This window comes from Bradyrhizobium lablabi, assembly GCF_900141755.1.
GTDB classification, from domain to species: Bacteria; Pseudomonadota; Alphaproteobacteria; order Rhizobiales; family Xanthobacteraceae; genus Bradyrhizobium; species Bradyrhizobium lablabi_A.
In genome coordinates, this window is sequence record NZ_LT670844.1 from 2,102,256 (window position 1) to 2,117,865 (window position 15,610).

The following is a 15,610-nucleotide window of genomic DNA, read 5'->3' on the forward strand; positions in this document are numbered from 1 at the left end:
GATTAGCGGCGCACTTGGCCGGCGTAGGGCCGCGGAACGGCGGCATGCCGCTTAGCAGGCAACACGGTCCCGGCGCCGGGATCGGAGGTCGAGGTCTTGGCGCCTCGGTCGGCCCACGCCTTCAGATCCTCGAGCGCGTAGACGACGCGCCCACCGAGCTTTCGATAAGCGGGACCGGTCCCGTAAGTCCTGTGCTTTTCGAGTGTGCGGCCGGAGAGGCTGAGGAATCGCGCAGCTTCGGGCGTGCGCAGGTATCGCTGCGGCAATGCGGCATTCGGATCGGTCATCTGAGGGGCTCCATGATCTTCTGGAGCGCCGGCGAGGTCGGCGGCGCGTCGACGGTCACAGTGGCGGAGCAGAGCCTCGAAGGGGGATGCCGAAGATGAGGGGGCGTGTTTTCGATACCCCCGAAAAATCGCTTACTTCTTACGAGATGGCGGGCGCAGCAACGCTCGGTAGCCGCCGCGCATCAAAGCGAAACCGCTCTGAACCAGGCGAATGGTCCGATTGCGCAAATCGTGGGTTCGCCAGTCGCGTTCGGAAATGCGGCTGGCATCGAACAGGACTTCTGCAATTTCGCGATAAGTGCCGCCGTCCATGCGCGCGTCGAGCGCGCGCAGGGCGAGCGCCAGTCGTCGCCGGCGATGCGCGGAAAGCGCGTGTAGCGGCGCCCCCGGAGGCCTGCCATTAAGGGCTCGCCACAATCGCCTGCCTGCATCGGCGCGGAATTCAAAGTCGCGGTCGAACGGAAGTTCGACAGCATAGGTGACGGCAACGACTGACGCTTCTTTCAACCAAACGCGGTGCTCGGCACCGTGCAAATACAACACGGCGTGCCAACCGTCAGGCCCTTGCCTCAGTTGACCTTTGTTCAAGTCGCTGAGATCCAGGCTGACGTGCGAATGCGAACTCACCTGCAAGGCAGGCCGCACTGGCACGACCGTCGGCAGGACCTCCGGCGCCCAGAAGATCGTCTGTTCAAGACAAGATTGATCGGGATCAGCTGCGAAAAACCAACCCCCAACGGTGGCGAAATTCAGCACTTACGGTGAGACTGGCTGGTGAGGCACTCTGACGATCGTGTTGGAAACCGGGATTACGGCGCAGACATTCCCACGCAAATCCGGTGATTTCGGCCTCTTGGGCGCGGTCGTAGGCGTCCTGTGATCTCCAATCAAACGTAGACATTTGCGTCCCCATCGCATTGCGAGATTGCGGCGGGATAATTCTGAGGGGCAACGGTTGTGGGAAGTCCCCGATCATGCATCGCGTGATGCAGCAGATCGAGTTCTGATATCAAGGGAGCAACTTTTTCTATGGCACGCGGAAATTGGAGTTAAAGATTCGGATTTGATGCCCCGCCTCGCAAAAGGTGACGATATCCATGCTCCGTCATCCATTTTGCGCGGGTCAGATGAGTATCGAATGCACGCCTTGCACGGTCGAGCTCAAGGTCCGGATCAATGTGCAATACCAGTTGCGCCACCTCACGCCAGTCCGCTCCCTCCGCGTCCGCATCGAGCATTCGCAGATAGGTTATAATGTGCTCCTCGTCGTACACCGTGAGAACGGGGTCCGTCGGCGCTATCTCGGCAACGTCGGGATTTAAAGGCGGTTTCTGCATAAGATCCAATCTGGAGTGCTACCAGACTCTACGCCATAGTTTGGCCGCAATCCAGTCCGGCCGATCTTTGTAGTGATCGTATCTCGAAAAATCCGATCCAAGAGCAGCCTGTGACAATCATCGGCGGTCCCCGTTCGATGAGATTGGCCGTTGATGAATAGCACGCCTTGAGACGAATAGGAACGATCGTTCCTAGAACGATCGTTCCTATTCAGGTTCCGATGTCGCCATGGATCTTAAGGAGATCATGGCAGTGAACCTGCGTCGGAAACGCCACGATCTGCAAATGACGCAAGAAGAGCTGGCCGAGCGCGCGGGCCTAAGCGCCCGCTACGTCGGCGCGATCGAGCGCGGCGATGTATCGGCAAGCGTCACCGTGCTTGGGCAGATTGCGGAAGCGCTGGGAACCGAACCGGGAGACTTACTCAAGCGGTTTGGACGGGCGACCAGATCGTAGGTCGCAATCCCGGCGTACGGGGTCTCACCTCAAGGGCACCGATTTCCTCCGGCGGCTATCTTCATCAAGTCGCCGTAGCAAGCCTAGTGAGACATAAGCCTTCCGAAAACTTGATTCTTTTGTTGTGGCGATTCCCGGCCTCGGCATGTCCCGCGGGGCAGTCGCCGGTCACATCTATCCGATGGTGACAGCGATAATCTACCACCGACAACGCCGGCAGCAACCTAGGGGCCGACATTTTTGGTTTCGGGTCTGCGGTGGGGCGGCGGCACAATCAAAACCGCGCCGGCAAAGCGCCCCGCTCGATGAGCGGGGCGTTGAACTCCGGGTTTGCTCAGTCGCCGTTGGGCTTGCGGCTGCGGGACCAGATCAGGGTGTAGGTCTCGGCGTCTTCGTCGTCGAAGAGGTTGGCGTAGATCGGAGCGTTGAAGCTCGGATCGTCCAGCTTGACCGAGAGATAATCGCGACCCTCGGTGGAGCGCTTCGGCCAGGCGGCCCCGATCTCGGCGCGACCGACGTAGACCCGGTGGCTCGGAGCGTTGTCGTTGGTCCGGTCAGTCTCGGGGACGATGCGGACGCCCTTGGTCTGGAGGCTCAGGGTGACGATCTCGCCCTGGAATTCCTGGCCGGTTTTCTTGAATGAGCCGATGTTAGCCATGTCACTTCTCCTTGCTGTTTTCGAGCTCCGCGACCACCGCGGCCTCGATGGCGATCTGAAAGCCGAAGGCGATCGACGCCGCACCCGTTCGGGCCGAAGCGCAGCGGAGGATGGCGGCGGTGAGACTTTCTTGTCTCGCGAGGAATGGGCAAAGCCCAGGGGAAGAAAGTCTCACCGCCGCCGTTGCGGTTCAGGCGATCGAGGCGTAGCCGGCCTTCGGCCAGATCAAGCCAATGAGAGGCCAGGTGCTTGCGTGCGCTGAACAGCATTTTGGAGACGTGCCAGCTAGCGATCGGCCCACACAAGAGGCCCTACATTCCAGACGAAGGAAAAGAAAGCCTGGCGTGCAGAAAGGTGGCCATGTGTCGGCAAGCAGACCGGACCAACGAGAACGCGCCGAGCCACCGGACCATAGCCTGCTGACGAGATCCCCCCGCTCAGTCGAAGTGTGGGAGAGGACCGCGATGTCGCGGTCATGTTGGACGAACCGATATCGGCGCTGATCCCAACCGAGAGACGATAAACCCGTAGAGTCACCTGACCTTGGTCGTTGCCCCAATCGGCGGCTGGGCTGGGCTGAATGCAACGCCCGGTCTGAGAGCGGGCTGGGTCAAGATCGACACGCGTGCCCAGGCGGTGCACCCGACGCCGATGGCGCCAAGCATGGCGAACGATTCCCGCCACCATTCCTGTGGAATACCGTAGTGTGCAAGGGTAAGGGTCACATCATACCCGGCGCGAGCCGCCGGAACCGCGAACAGCAGCCGAATGAGAAGGCGGACAATGGGCGAGCGCGCGACGGAGAAGGCGTACTGTCCGAGCACGAGTGTGAAACCGGCCATAACGAAGCCAACAACGATGGCACCGAACGGACCTGCTCCGGCTTGATATGAATAGATCCCCACGGTCATGCCGACGAAGAACGGCAATGCGTGGGTCGCAAGCGCGAATAGTGCCCAGCAGAAGATGCCGAGACCGACGATATTAAGAAGAACACCTATGATGAGCATGGTGATGGTCCCCGTGACAAAGGTTGCAAGGGTCGCGCCTTCCACCACCACCACGGCGCGATCCCAAGAATAACCGATCCCGCCCGTGTTTGGAATCCCTTACGGTCAAGTTTCAGGCATGAACAAGCAATACAGGAGAGCAGCCCGGTCGCTTTGCGAGGGAGACCGACATTGAACGGTGGCGCTGACGTGTCGCCGTTGCCGGCCTTCGAGACGGCAATCAGGAAGGCCGGCATTTCGATTGTCGTTAGCTAAGCGGCAAGCTTGATCAGCCCAAGCTGCTGCAGCGCGGTGACGCCGTCGTCGAGTCCGATTTCCTCGGTGATCTTGCCGTCTTTCAGCTTTAGAACAGTCGTACCGGTAAATCGCATTTTCCGACCGGTGTTCGCGGGCAAGGAGCCGGCCAGGAAATCGCCGAACGCGGGGCCGGTGTGGGTCCCACCACCTTCCCAGCGGCCGACCACATAGTCGCCCTCCGCGATGAGATCGGCGGCGCCCCAGAAATTGAGATCGGGAAAGGCCTTACGGAAATCGGTCATGAAAGCCTTGATGTCTTCCCGTCCCCGACGTGGCTCGTGCAGTGAGTACTGAAGGAGCATATCCGGCGCGGCGAGTTCGTCGACGATTCCGAGATCGCACGTCTCACCCCAGAACTTGGTGAACCAGCGGCCGACGATGGCCTTGTTTTCATCTTCTCTTGACATGCTCTATCTCCTGTTTTGCTTCGTCGTCTCAGCTGACGACCGGGTCGATCGATGCGATGGACTCTGGAGCAGAGACGTACGGTCTGCCACCCGATTTCCGTTCTCTTCGCAAGGCGGCAAGCGCAGCCTTTACGAGAGGGCAACCGTTACAGCTGCGCAAGCGAGTCTAATGCGTACATAATATGCGAGGTGGGAGGGGTGGCGCTTACGCGCCACCATTGCCGAATTTCCAGACGGGAATGCCGAGCTTCCGCGCCTTGTCGGCCATGTTCTCCTGGATGCCGGTGCCGGGGAAGACCAGGACGCCAATCGGCAGCACATCGAGCATCTGATCGTTGCGCTTGAAGGGTGCTGCCCTGGCGTGTTTGGTCCAGTCGGGTTTGAAGGCGATCTGCGGAACCTTGCGGTGATCGGCCCAGCGGGCGGCGATACGCTCGGCGCCCTTCGGCGAACCGCCGTGCAGCAGCACCATGTCCGGATGTTTGGTATGGACCTGATCGAGCTTGTCCCAGATCAGGCGATGATCGTTGAAGTCGAGGCCGCCGGTGAAGACGATCTTCGGTCCCGCAGGCAATAGCACGTCGGTCTCGGCTCGGCGCTTGGCGGCAAGGAAGTCGCGACTGTCGATGACAGCCGAGGTCAGGGCGCGGTGGTTCACCATCGAGCCGCTGCGCGGATGCCAGTGCGATCCGCTGTGGCGGGCGAAGTGTTCGGCTGCCTGGTCGCGGAAATATTCCATGCTGTTGCGTCGCTCGATCAGTGTCATGCCCTCGGCTGTGAGGCGTTCCAATTCGACCGAGCGGATTTCGGAGCCATCCTGGTCGCGCTGGCTGCGCTTTTGCGCTTGTTCGTTGTCGTCGAGCTCACGTTCGACGCGCTCGTTGGCGCGGTGGAAGAGATTGACGGTCGACCACAAGAGATCCTCGAGGTCGGGTTCGAGGCGGGTTTCGCTCAAGCTCGCGATGAGTGCGTCGAAGATGTCGGCGACGGCGGCCGCCATGATACGGGCTTCGGGAAGCGGTCTCGGGTCGGGTTCGTCCTGGAAGGGGCGATAGCCGTGGAGCTGGAGTTCGGTGAGGATGTGGTCGGTCGGAGATGTGGCGTGCGGCGGCTCGTGGTCGGTCTCGTTGCGCTCGATCATCATGGTGGCTTTCCTTGGTCGGATCGGTCGCGCTCATCGCGGCCTTCATGGCGACGAAAGGCGGCGGGCGGGCCGGACCTGCACCGCGGAGCGCAGCGAAGCGGCCGAAGCAAAGCGGAGGATGGCGGGAGCCGGCTATTTTGCTTCGCGATGTAAAGCGCCCTTTAGGGCGCGACGGAAAATAGTCGGCGGACGCCATTGCGTGGCCGGACCGCTTGCCGCAGGGTCGCCCTCTCAAGAAGGCCGTGAGCGCGGCCCTCTCCGACAACAGAAGAAGCCTCGGGATTGATGGCGCATCGTCAGAGCGGGATACCTGCGTCATCCCCTGTTCCGGTCTAAACCCTCGTACTCAAGAACCGGACCGCGTCTTCAGGGGCGAGCTGGATGCGCAACGCTGCACGCAGGGCGTTGATGTCGAAGTTCCGCAGATCCTCGTTGAAGTCCCCACACTGCGGCGACAGCACGATCGCCTCGATCCTTGCCACCCGTGTTCGGCCGATCAAGCCGTTCATCGCGCCATCGCCGGCGCGATCGTCGTCACGGACGATATAGAGACGCCGTAACGTTGCCGGGAACAGGATGGCTCCGAGATGCGCGGCCGAGAGTGCAGCCACCATCGCCATGGTGGGCATGACGCAGCGGAGCGACAGCATGGTCTCGATGCCCTCGCCAGCCGCCATTACGTCGCCTGCCGGACCGAAACGGACCGCATGCCCGAGAAGGTGACCCATCGCGCGGCGTGGGGTATCGACCGGCGCCTTGTCGCGCCCGGACGGATCGAGCCAGGTACGGTGCGCGCCGGTGATGTGGCCCTGAAGATCGGTGACAGCAGCGATCATCGCCGGCCAGATTTCGGTCAGTGCGTCTGCCTCGGGACGATAGTAACAGCGTGGATGGAATCGCAGGCTACCTATACCATGCAGGTTAGTGATGCCGCGTCTCCGCAGGTAAGTCTCGACGACCGTCCCGACCATCGGCTTCGACTTGGCGAACAAACGCCGTGCCGATTCCGGCGAGCCAGTCGGCGCAGCAGACCAACGCGGTCGATAGTCCGACTCCGGCTCGGATCGCGGCAGGCTTAGAAAGCGTCGCGCCTCGTCAGCAACATCGTGGAAATCGACGAGGCCGCAACTTTCGCGGATAACGTCGAGCAGATCGCCGTGCTCACCGGTTGCCGCGTCGGTCCATTTACCGGCGGGGCGGCCGCCGGTGGCGCCGCTTTTCAGGCGGACGAACATCGATCGGCCCGTCGTGTTCCTGACATCCCCGACCTGCCAGTAATTTCCAACCCGCCGCCCGTTGGAGAGATAATGACGGCACACCGCCTCGGCCTCGCGCGCGAGACGATGTGCCAGCTCTGCCGCGTTGCGCGGCATGTCACGCCGCCGCCCGATCGGCGACCCGCGCAATCGGATAGCACCCCAGAACCTTGGCCAGGATCGCAGGACCGGTCGCATCGACCGGGACAAAGAAACGCAGCTTCCACGAAATGATCTCGCCGAACAGACCGTAGGCGCGCAGCCGGTCCCGCATCGGCTCGGAAAAACCGGTTAACTCGATCCGGTTCACACCCATCACGCGGACGCGCCTGACTTGAAGACCCTCAGCGAGATCGAGGATGGCCTTGCCATCGATCAGCGCGGTGAAGGCGTCGTCCGGCGAAAGATTCGACGTCCCGGCTTCCAGCGCACCGGCGACCCACGCGGGTGAGACCTTGCGGCCAATGATGCGCTCGCCGCTGTCGGTCTGGAGCCGATACACCCGCGTCGACTCGTTCGGCAGGCGCTTCCAGATCGGCAACAGCAAGCCCGCAACGATATGGATCTCGCTATTTGTGAACTCCGGAACCTCGGCGATTTCGGCCGCCCAGGCACGGGCGAAGGTGTCGCGATCGACTTCCCGCCAATGGGTCTGCGGCATCATTGCCAGCGGTATGGTCGGATGTTCCATCGGGCGGATCAGGCGAACCCGGCGTTCGACCTCGCCGTCGTCGAGCATCAGACTTCGGGCCGGAATCTGAACGGCGGCGCGGCCCGACTGGCTGTTGACCAGAGCAACCGCGCGGGGATTGGAGAGACGCTCCAGCGCCTCATCGAGCGTCACCGGACGGTTACGCTCGCGCTGGGTAATGGTCAGCAGCCGTGTCTCGGCAGACGTGCCGGGATGGGTGTAGATCGTCTGCCGGTCAGCGACGACGAAGCTCTCGGCCGTCAGCGTCTCCAGTCCAACATCGTAACTGCCGGACGCGATGGCGCCCTCAATCCGTGCGGTCAGCAATTGCTCGAACGCGGTGAACAGGATGTTTTGGAGATCGATGGTCAGCGCCAGTAGGCGATTGAGGAACGTCGTGATCGGCGGAAACTCGTCCTTGATTCCGTTGGAGTCGGTGAGCTTCAGCCCGGTCGCGTCCTCGAACGCCCCTAGCGAACAATCCCTGACCTTGCCGGTGACCAGCAGGACGTAGAGCTGGCGCAACGCATCGCGCGCGTAGTGACTTTCGAGATTGTCTTCGGGGCGGAACAGGCCCTGCCCGCCGGTCTGGCGCTGGCCTTTGGTAATGGCGCCCAACGTGTCGAGACGCCGCGCGATGGTCGACAGGAAGCGCTTTTCGGCCTTCACATTGGTGGCGATGGGCCGGAAGAGCGGCGGTTGCGCCTGGTTGGTACGGTTGGTGCGGCCCAATCCCTGGATGGCCGCGTCGGCTTTCCATCCGGCCTCTAGGAGATAATGCGTCCGCAAGCGCCGATTCTTCGCCGACAGCTCGGCGTGATAGGAGCGGCCCGTGCCGCCCGCGTCGGAGAAGACGAGGATGCGCTTGACGTCGTCCATGAATGCCTGGGTCTCGCCGAGGTTGGCGGAGCCGGCGCGATTCTCGACGACGAGGCGGTCGACGCCATCAGATCCGGTCTTGCGGATGATCCTCCGGGAGCGGCCCGTCACCTCGGCCACGATGTCGGTGCCAAAACGCTGCACGATCTGGTCGAGCGCGCCGTGAACCGGCGTCAACGACGCCAACTTCTCGATCAAGCGATCACGACGCGCGACGGCGTCCCGGCATTGTACCGGCTGGCCATCTCGGAAGGCCGGTCGCGACGACAGGTTACCTTCGCCATCGGTAAAGGGCTCGTGGAGTTGGGTCGGGAAGCTGTGCGCCAGATAATCCAGCACATATTCGCGCGGCGTAATGTCGACCTGGACATCGCCCCATTCCTCGGTCGGGATTTCGGCAAGCCGACGTTCCATCAACGCCTCGCCGGTCGAGACGATCTGGATCACGGCGGCATGGCCGTCCCTCAGATCGCGCTCGACTGCCGCGATCAGCGACGGCGTCTTCATCGCCGTGATGAGATGATTGAAGAAACGCTGTTTCGCCGATTCGAACGCTGATTTGGCGGCGGACTTGGCCTGCCCATTCAGCGTGCCGGTCGCGCCGGTGATGTTCGCCGCCCGCATGGCCGCGGCGAGATTGTTATGAATGATCGCGAAGGCGCCGGCATAGCTGTCATAGATGCGGATTTGCTCATCCGTGAGCTGATGCTCGATCAGCTCATACTCGATGCCTTCGTAGGACAGCGACCGCGCCGTGTAGAGACCAAGCGCCTTGAGGTCGCGCGCCAGCACCTCCATCGCCGCGACGCCGCCCGCCTCGATTGCCTCAACGAACTCGCTGCGCGTCGCGAACGGAAAGTCCTCGCCACCCCACAGCCCGAGGCGCTGGGCATAGGCGAGGTTATGAACTGTGGTGGCGCCGGTCGCCGAGACATAGACGATGCGCGCGTTAGGTAGGGCATGCTGAAGGCGAAGCCCCGCGCGACCCTGCTGCGACGCGGCCTGGTCGCCGCGTTCGCCCTTGCCGCCTGCGGCATTCTGCATCGCGTGGCTCTCATCGAAAATGATGACACCATCAAAATCGGCGCCCACCCATTCCACGATCTGTTTGACCCGAGAAGCCTTCTCGTCGCGCGCGTCGGATCGCAGCGTGGCGTAGGTGGTGAAAAGGACGCCCTGCTCCAGACAGATCGGCGCGCCCTGGCGGAAGCGCGACAGCGGCGTGACCAGCAGCCGTTCCATGCCGAGCGCCGACCAGTCACGCTGGGCGTCCTCGATTAGCTTGTCGGACTTGCTGATCCACACCGCGCGGCGGCGGCCCTTCAGCCAGTTGTCGAGCAGGATGCCGGCGACCTGACGGCCCTTCCCGGCGCCGGTGCCGTCTCCCAAAAACCAGCCGCGCCGGAAACGCACGGCATTGTCTGCGTCCTCGCGCGCCGCGCAGACGAGGTCAAAAGTCTCGTCAACAGTCCATGATCCCGCAAGGAGCTGGGAATGCGCCTCGCCCGCATAAATGACCGACTCAAGCTGCGCATCGGACAGCAGAGCTTTGGTAATGGTATCCATCGGAAGGTGCGGCCGATAGGACGGGACCGGCGGCGCCACCGAGGCCATAGCGGCGGATTGGACCAGCCTGGTGGGATGTGGCTGGGAACCGGGAATACGGATCGATTGAAGTGCATATTCTTCGTAAAGCGCATCGGTGATCCGGCCACCTTCAGCCGGTGTCCAAGCAACGGTCTCATAGACGAGTTCAGCCGCTGCGGGATCCGCTGTACGAGCCGCGACGCCGGACGGACGGATAACATGGGCGCGGACCGGTCCCGAAATGGACGGACGCGTGATCGACGGAGCTGCGGCAACAGCCGTTGCGATCGGCAGCCGTGCCGGAACGTACTCCGTGACCCATCCGAGCAGCGTGGCAACGTCTTGCGCCACGTCGAGAGGCGACGGAAACGTTATCGCGTCGACCGCAGGCAACCGATCAATCACGGTCAGCCGCGTCTCGATGGTGGTGCCGTGCTTGGCGAACACCGCGCCAGCAATGGCGGCGGTGAAGACGACTCGCCCCCGTTCCTGCAACCGGACGAAAGCGTCGGTCCAGACCGGGTTGTCCGGGGAGCAACTCGCTCCGGTGATTGCGACCAGCCGACCGCCTTCAGGGAGCCTCGCCAAGGCCGACGCGATATGTCGCAAGGCAGCGTCGGCCATGCGGCGATCGACGTTGGTGACGACCGAGAATGGCGGGTTCATCAGCACGACGCTTGGCTTGATGGCGGTGTCAAGATGATCATCGATGTGCGCAGCGTCTAAGCGCGTCACAGGCATACCGGGAAAGAGACGTGAAAGAAGTCCAGCGCGGGTTTCGGCGAGTTCGTTGAGAGCGAGCGATGCGCCCGACAGCTCGGCCAGGATCGCGAGCAGACCTGTACCGGCGGAAGGCTCCAGCACAATGTCCGCCGGGGTTATCGCGGCCGCGGCGCTCGCTGCGAAGCCGAGCGCGATGGGTGTGCTAAACTGCTGAAGCGCCTCGCTCTCTTCCGAACGGCGGGTGTGGGTGGGAAGAAGCCCGGCGATCTTTGCCAGCATCGGCAGCATCGCGGCAGGAGAATCGGCACGCGCGCGCATGGCCGGACCGAACTTGCGAAGGAACAGAACGGTGACCGCCTCACAGGCGTCGTAGGCCGTCTTCCAGTCCCATCCACCATCGGCGTCGGAGGTGCTAAAGGCGTTTTCCATCGCCGTGCGCAACATCGGCGCATCGACGCGCTGACCGCGCTCTAGATGTAGAAGAAGCTGTTGCGCGGCGCTAGCGATCGCGTCGGCCTTGTTCAGAGAGGTGGGCGTAACGGGAAGAGGCGCGGCCCCAACAGCGGCCACGGATGCGGGAATGATCGTCATGGAGGAAGCCTCGGAGAGCGGGGAAGGATCGAGCCGCAGGGCGCTCTCTCGACCGCGCCGGCTCAAACCCGTCCCGGCCTGCCTCTCCCTCTTACGGAGACGCTGACTGACCGCCAAGAAGATGCAGGCCTAGTTGCTCCGCACCGAGGAAGTGAAGGAAACAGCGCTTTCGTCTCATGACTCGGCGCGCTATCTTTCTGCCCATCGAGAATCGCAACAAAGTGACGAGATGAACGACCAAGAGCTCAAACGACGAGTCACTACGCCAGCCGAACGAGAGGCGCTGAAAGTGTTCAGGCGAGTTGAGGCCGAGAAGGCCATGACCGAGCACGAGAAGGCGCAAAAGGCGCTCAACGAAAATCGCGAGCGCCTTAAGGCGTTGCGATTGGCGCGGGACGCTGCCGAAAAGGCAAAGAGAACATGACGCCCACGCTTTTTCCTTCGGTCTTTACGATCGAGATCGGCGGCATCCCAACGGTGACGTTCGAAGCAAAGAGCTTGCGTGAAGCAAGCGAGATCTGCGACGCGCCGTGGCTACGAGAAGATTTCGCATCAGCGCATTCCAATGGTGCACCGCTATGGGACGGCAAAGCTCAGCTGAGAGCGCGCATGGGTTACGAGGGCGAGATCGCGACATTCGGCGACGCTTCCAAAGACGCTCAGCCATCCGATGGAATGTTGCTGGTCTATCTCATCGAATTGGACGACAACGACAGCGCAGAGGGTTCCGAACCCAGTTTATTTACGCAACAAGGCTGAGAAGCGACGGTAGAAGATTTCGTGCAAGCGGGGTCATGGATGACGCTTTTGTTCCTCGAAAGAAAAAGCCCGGCACAGAATGCCGGGCTTGGGACGGACCAAGGATAAGGAGATGCGGGCTGGTCGGAGCGCCGCACCTGGTAGATTATTCTGCCGCTATGATGTGCGGCCGTTCGTCGTCGGCCTCGGTGTCAGCTTCGTCCTCGCCAGCCGCGAGGAACTCCGGTAACGCATCGGGATCTGCAGTGGGGTCTCCTACCGCGCCCACCTCATCGAGACGAAGTGGTTCAGGCAACCAGCCGGTTCCCTCGAGCAGTCTCTCGGCCTCCCGCACCATGTCGCTCTTTTTCAGGTGGTCGATGAGTTGGACTGAGTGCTCGCCCTTGGCTTCGCGCACTGCTTCGAGAATACGAGGCTTGGTGACTCGGCCGAGATAGTTGTCGACGGTCGGCTTCCAACCCACTGCTGCCATGTCGAGTCCGACGGAGCGTGCAAGGACGTTGGCATGATCGAGCCTTCGGCGGACGCCGTGGGCGTTGACGCGGCCCTCATTGTAGCGGTTGGCCGGCTCATAGAGCGCATTGACCGCGGATGACGCGCAATGCGCGAACAACGCGGCCTGCTCTTTCCCGTCCAACGCCGTGAGGGCGTCCCAGAGGTCGCCTTCGTCCTTGGGAAGGCGGGCTTTCCATCCGTCCTGGCTCCCGTCGATAGCTTCCGCTGATGCACTCTCCTTCAAGCCGGGCGCTTGAGCGGGAAACGTCGGGGTCCGGATCGCAATTTCCAGGCAGCCGCTCGAGGATGCGAAGCGGTAGAAGGTTGCCAGGACAAAATTATGCAGCACCGCCTGGAAGGCGACAGCCGGATCGTTTGCCAGCGCGTTGCGCAATGCCAATGTGCGATGTGCGGTCAGCTCGGTGATGAGCCGATCCGGCAGCGGCTTGACCGTGTCGTCGTCCTCCTCCTCGACGGGTTCGGCTGGCGCGCCTCCGACCGTGATGACCGCGCGTTGGGCCACACCATTGGTAGTTGGCGCGTCGCCGTTCGTCTCTCCGTCGCCTTGTACCTCGCTTTCGGGATCGACGACGCTGGGTGCCTCGTCCTCCGGCCGCACGTAGCCACGGGCGATCGACAGCAAACCGTCGGCATCGATGCTGACGAAGACGCCGGCACGGGCGATCTCGGTCCGATCGTAGACGAGCGATCGAGTTTCGAAGACGGACCGCGCCGCCTCGATTTCTCCGAGACGCTGATCGATCTCGTCCGGCAGTTCGTCGGCGTCCTGGTAATCCTCCTCGATCTTGACATACTCGGCGTTGAGGGCGTCAAGCGTCGCGCGCTCCTCGTCCGTCAGATCAGCCAGTTCCCCCTCAATCTCTTGCAACCCGCTGGTGTGGCCGTACGGGAAATCGACCGCCACTGCGATCCACTTCCAGCCCTCAGCTGCGATCGTCTCGGCCTCGGCCTTCAGCCTCTCGGTGACCAGACGATCGAGCAGCGGCACATCCTGCAACCAGCCGCCATCGTCGTGTTCGAACAGATCCCGCATGACGGTGCCGCCGACCTGCTCGTAAGCATCCAGTCCGATGAACTGCGCACGGCGGTCGGATGCACGAACGGTGTTCTCCGTCAGCATCCGGCGGATCTGGTACGGCTCATCGTAATTGGAGCGTTTCACATTTTCCCAGACCTGCTCCTGACGCGCCTGGTCGGCCGTGACCGAGAACGCCATCAACTGTTCGAGGGTCATGCCATCGTCGGCATAGACGTCGTGCAACTTCGGCGACACTGACGCCAGACGCAGGCGCTGCTTGACGATCGCCGGCGAGACGAAGTGCCGCGCGGCGATATCCTCTTCGCTCATGCCACCGTCACGCAACAGCTTGAACGCGCGGAACTGATCGAGCGGATGCAGACCAACCCGCTGGTCATTCTCGGCGAGGGAATCGTCCTCGGCGATACCGCCATCGCGGACTACGCAGGGGACAGGTTGCGCCTTCGCCATACGCTTCTGCTTCACCAGCAGTTCCAGTGCGCGATAGCGGCGTCCGCCCGCCGGTACCTCGAACATGCCGGTCTCCTGGCCGTCGGCATCGACTACCGCACGAACGCTCAGGCTTTGCAGCAGGGTGCGTTGAGCGATGCTCTCCGCCAGTTGCTCGATCGAGACGCCAGCCTTCACGCGCCGGACGTTGGACTGGCTCAAGACCAGCTTGTTGAAGGGAATATCGCGGGAGGGACTGAGTTTGATTTTCTGAACGGTGCTTGCCATGTTGGATTCTCCACGACGGGCGGCCGAAAGACTCCCTCTCGGCCTCCAACCCGTCACAGACAATCCGGCTCTCCTCTCACTCTCTGACTGGCGACGGCGACCGAAAGCGGAAGCAGCGGGCTGACTCATCACACCGCCTCCTCGTTGCCCTCTGCGACGGCGCCGATCGCGAGCGGCAGAAAGGAGAGCAGGAAATCGGCGGCCTTCGATGCCGCGCTCGCGGCGCGCACGACGGCGCGATTATCCTCGCGCAGCACCTCCAGCCAGGAACCGATGTAATCGGCATGCCGCACGGTCGGAACGATACCGAGCGAGGCGCAGACGAACGCGCCCGCCATTTCTGCAGCCAGTTCCTCGCGCGCGTAGGATTTGGAGCCGAATGAACCCGAGTGGTCGCGGTTAAGGCGGGATGCATGTCCGGTCCAATGACCGAGTTCATGGAATGCGGTCCTGTGCCAATTGATCGGTTCGAAATAAGCCGCTGGCGGCGGCACCTGCACAAAATCCCCCGTTGTGTTGTAGTAGGCGCGCGCGCCGCCGATGCGGAAATCCGCGCCGGTGGCGGCTATCAACGCCTCGGCTCGGGGCTCAGCCTGGCCTGGTGGCGGCGGGACGACCGAGGCAGCGACCCCCTCGGGCAAGCCATCGCACTGGTCCGTGTTGAAGACGGTAAAGCGCTTGAGAAACGGGATAGCGCCTGGCTCTTCGCCGGCATCCGCTGCGCGCCGACGTTCGTCGTCTGGCGTGAAGCGATCGGCAAAGACGACGGTCGTTCCCCGTTCGCCCTTCCTGACGTGGCCGCCAAGCCCGAGCGCCTGACGAAAGGTGAGCCAGCTCTGTCCAGAGAAGCCGTAGTCGATAAGGGAACCCCATAGGATCAGTACATTAATCCCGGAATATCCGCGCTGCGTGGCAGCGTTGCGTGGCATGGCGAGCGGCGCCTTGATCGCCGCCGTCCCCCAGGGCTGGACCCAAGGGATACGGCCGACCTCCAGCTCGGCGATGATCTTGTCGGTGATTTCGGTGTAAAGACTCGGGCGGTCGTTGCCGGCACGAACTCGGGCGGTGTGTCTGGACATCGCGGTTCTCCGCGACGGGCGCCGGAAGCCTCTCTCCCGACCTTCAACCCGTCACGGCAGTCCCGGTCCACACTCTTACTCTCAACGGCGGTAACCCCGTATCTACTTCGGGGGAAACACACTCTGCACTCACGCGGCGGTTTTTGCGCCAGGGATGGAAGCCCGAAGGGTGAAGA

At 62.5% G+C, this 15,610-nt stretch carries 15 protein-coding genes; 3 read left to right on the forward strand and 12 right to left on the reverse strand.

The window, feature by feature from the left end:
• Positions 1-2 precede the first annotated feature (2 nt).
• From B5526_RS09785 to B5526_RS09800, 4 genes are all read right to left on the reverse strand, one after another.
• Positions 3-287: a helix-turn-helix transcriptional regulator gene (locus tag B5526_RS09785; RefSeq protein WP_079538013.1), complete on the reverse strand. Its 285-nt coding sequence runs from the start codon at positions 285-287 to the stop codon at positions 3-5.
• A gap of 132 nt (positions 288-419) precedes the next feature.
• Positions 420-1,043, reverse strand: coding sequence for a DUF2285 domain-containing protein (locus B5526_RS09790; RefSeq protein WP_079538014.1), 624 nt, complete (start codon positions 1,041-1,043; stop codon positions 420-422).
• Positions 1,000-1,263, reverse strand: coding sequence for a transcriptional regulator domain-containing protein (locus B5526_RS38925; RefSeq protein WP_349642771.1), 264 nt, complete (start codon positions 1,261-1,263; stop codon positions 1,000-1,002). Before B5526_RS38925 ends, B5526_RS09790 begins: the two co-directional genes overlap by 44 nt.
• Before the next feature lie 73 nt (positions 1,264-1,336).
• Positions 1,337-1,624, reverse strand: a complete 288-nt coding sequence (locus tag B5526_RS09800) for a DNA -binding domain-containing protein (protein ID WP_079538015.1) — start codon at positions 1,622-1,624, stop codon at positions 1,337-1,339.
• Positions 1,625-1,853: 229 nt separating this feature from the next.
• Here B5526_RS09800 and B5526_RS09805 point away from each other — a divergent pair, with 229 nt between their 5' ends.
• Complete coding sequence (locus B5526_RS09805) at positions 1,854-2,081, forward strand: helix-turn-helix domain-containing protein (RefSeq protein WP_079538016.1); 228 nt, start codon at positions 1,854-1,856, stop codon at positions 2,079-2,081.
• Positions 2,082-2,415: 334 nt separating this feature from the next.
• Here the strand turns inward: B5526_RS09805 and B5526_RS09810 are convergent, their stop codons facing one another.
• From B5526_RS09810 to B5526_RS09840, 6 genes are all read right to left on the reverse strand, one after another.
• Positions 2,416-2,739: a DUF736 domain-containing protein gene (locus B5526_RS09810; protein WP_079538017.1), complete on the reverse strand. Its 324-nt coding sequence runs from the start codon at positions 2,737-2,739 to the stop codon at positions 2,416-2,418.
• A gap of 533 nt (positions 2,740-3,272) precedes the next feature.
• Positions 3,273-3,803, reverse strand: a complete 531-nt coding sequence (locus B5526_RS09820; protein WP_079538018.1) for a hypothetical protein — start codon at positions 3,801-3,803, stop codon at positions 3,273-3,275.
• Positions 3,804-4,000: 197 nt separating this feature from the next.
• Entirely contained in the window at positions 4,001-4,453 is a 453-nt protein-coding gene (locus B5526_RS09825) for an ester cyclase (protein ID WP_079538019.1), read from the reverse strand.
• A gap of 205 nt (positions 4,454-4,658) precedes the next feature.
• Positions 4,659-5,594, reverse strand: coding sequence for a DUF2493 domain-containing protein (locus tag B5526_RS09830; RefSeq protein ID WP_433994644.1), 936 nt, complete (start codon positions 5,592-5,594; stop codon positions 4,659-4,661).
• A 335-nt stretch (positions 5,595-5,929) separates the two neighbouring features.
• Complete coding sequence (locus B5526_RS09835; RefSeq protein ID WP_079538021.1) at positions 5,930-6,970, reverse strand: DUF7146 domain-containing protein; 1,041 nt, start codon at positions 6,968-6,970, stop codon at positions 5,930-5,932.
• Between the two features lies 1 nt (position 6,971).
• Positions 6,972-11,324 (reverse strand): strawberry notch-like NTP hydrolase domain-containing protein, encoded by a 4,353-nt coding sequence (locus tag B5526_RS09840; RefSeq protein ID WP_079538022.1) that lies wholly within the window; start codon positions 11,322-11,324, stop codon positions 6,972-6,974.
• A 133-nt stretch (positions 11,325-11,457) separates the two neighbouring features.
• Between B5526_RS09840 and B5526_RS09845 the strand changes: the two genes are divergently transcribed.
• Both B5526_RS09845 and B5526_RS09850 read left to right on the forward strand, forming a co-directional pair.
• Complete coding sequence (locus B5526_RS09845) at positions 11,458-11,748, forward strand: hypothetical protein (protein ID WP_349642772.1); 291 nt, start codon at positions 11,458-11,460, stop codon at positions 11,746-11,748.
• A complete protein-coding gene (locus B5526_RS09850) occupies positions 11,745-12,083 on the forward strand; it encodes a hypothetical protein (protein ID WP_079538024.1) in 339 nt (112 codons plus the stop codon). Before B5526_RS09845 ends, B5526_RS09850 begins: the two co-directional genes overlap by 4 nt.
• Positions 12,084-12,228: 145 nt before the next feature.
• Here B5526_RS09850 and B5526_RS09855 read toward each other — a convergent pair whose 3' ends face one another.
• Both B5526_RS09855 and B5526_RS09860 read right to left on the reverse strand, forming a co-directional pair.
• Complete coding sequence (locus B5526_RS09855) at positions 12,229-14,355, reverse strand: ParB/RepB/Spo0J family partition protein (RefSeq protein ID WP_079538025.1); 2,127 nt, start codon at positions 14,353-14,355, stop codon at positions 12,229-12,231.
• A gap of 128 nt (positions 14,356-14,483) precedes the next feature.
• Positions 14,484-15,434 carry an ArdC family protein gene (locus B5526_RS09860; protein ID WP_079538026.1) on the reverse strand — a complete coding sequence of 317 codons (951 nt, stop codon included), beginning with the start codon at positions 15,432-15,434 and terminating at the stop codon, positions 14,484-14,486.
• Positions 15,435-15,610 lie beyond the last annotated feature (176 nt).

Bases quoted from the DNA above. Each gene is read 5' to 3' on its own strand.
- B5526_RS09810 (WP_079538017.1), bottom strand. From the start codon at position 2,739: ATGGCTAACATCGGCTCATTCAAGAAAACCGGCCAGGAATTCCAGGGC.
- B5526_RS09800 (WP_079538015.1), bottom strand. From the start codon at position 1,624: ATGCAGAAACCGCCTTTAAATCCCGACGTTGCCGAGATAGCGCCGACG.
- B5526_RS09835 (WP_079538021.1), bottom strand. From the start codon at position 6,970: ATGCCGCGCAACGCGGCAGAGCTGGCACATCGTCTCGCGCGCGAGGCC.
- B5526_RS09825 (WP_079538019.1), bottom strand. From the start codon at position 4,453: ATGTCAAGAGAAGATGAAAACAAGGCCATCGTCGGCCGCTGGTTCACC.
- B5526_RS09850 (WP_079538024.1), top strand. From the start codon at position 11,745: ATGACGCCCACGCTTTTTCCTTCGGTCTTTACGATCGAGATCGGCGGC.
- B5526_RS09785 (WP_079538013.1), bottom strand. From the start codon at position 287: ATGACCGATCCGAATGCCGCATTGCCGCAGCGATACCTGCGCACGCCC.
- B5526_RS09840 (WP_079538022.1), bottom strand. From the start codon at position 11,324: ATGACGATCATTCCCGCATCCGTGGCCGCTGTTGGGGCCGCGCCTCTT.
- B5526_RS09855 (WP_079538025.1), bottom strand. From the start codon at position 14,355: ATGGCAAGCACCGTTCAGAAAATCAAACTCAGTCCCTCCCGCGATATT.
- B5526_RS38925 (WP_349642771.1), bottom strand. From the start codon at position 1,263: ATGATCGGGGACTTCCCACAACCGTTGCCCCTCAGAATTATCCCGCCG.
- B5526_RS09805 (WP_079538016.1), top strand. From the start codon at position 1,854: ATGGATCTTAAGGAGATCATGGCAGTGAACCTGCGTCGGAAACGCCAC.
- B5526_RS09830 (WP_433994644.1), bottom strand. From the start codon at position 5,594: ATGATCGAGCGCAACGAGACCGACCACGAGCCGCCGCACGCCACATCT.
- B5526_RS09860 (WP_079538026.1), bottom strand. From the start codon at position 15,434: ATGTCCAGACACACCGCCCGAGTTCGTGCCGGCAACGACCGCCCGAGT.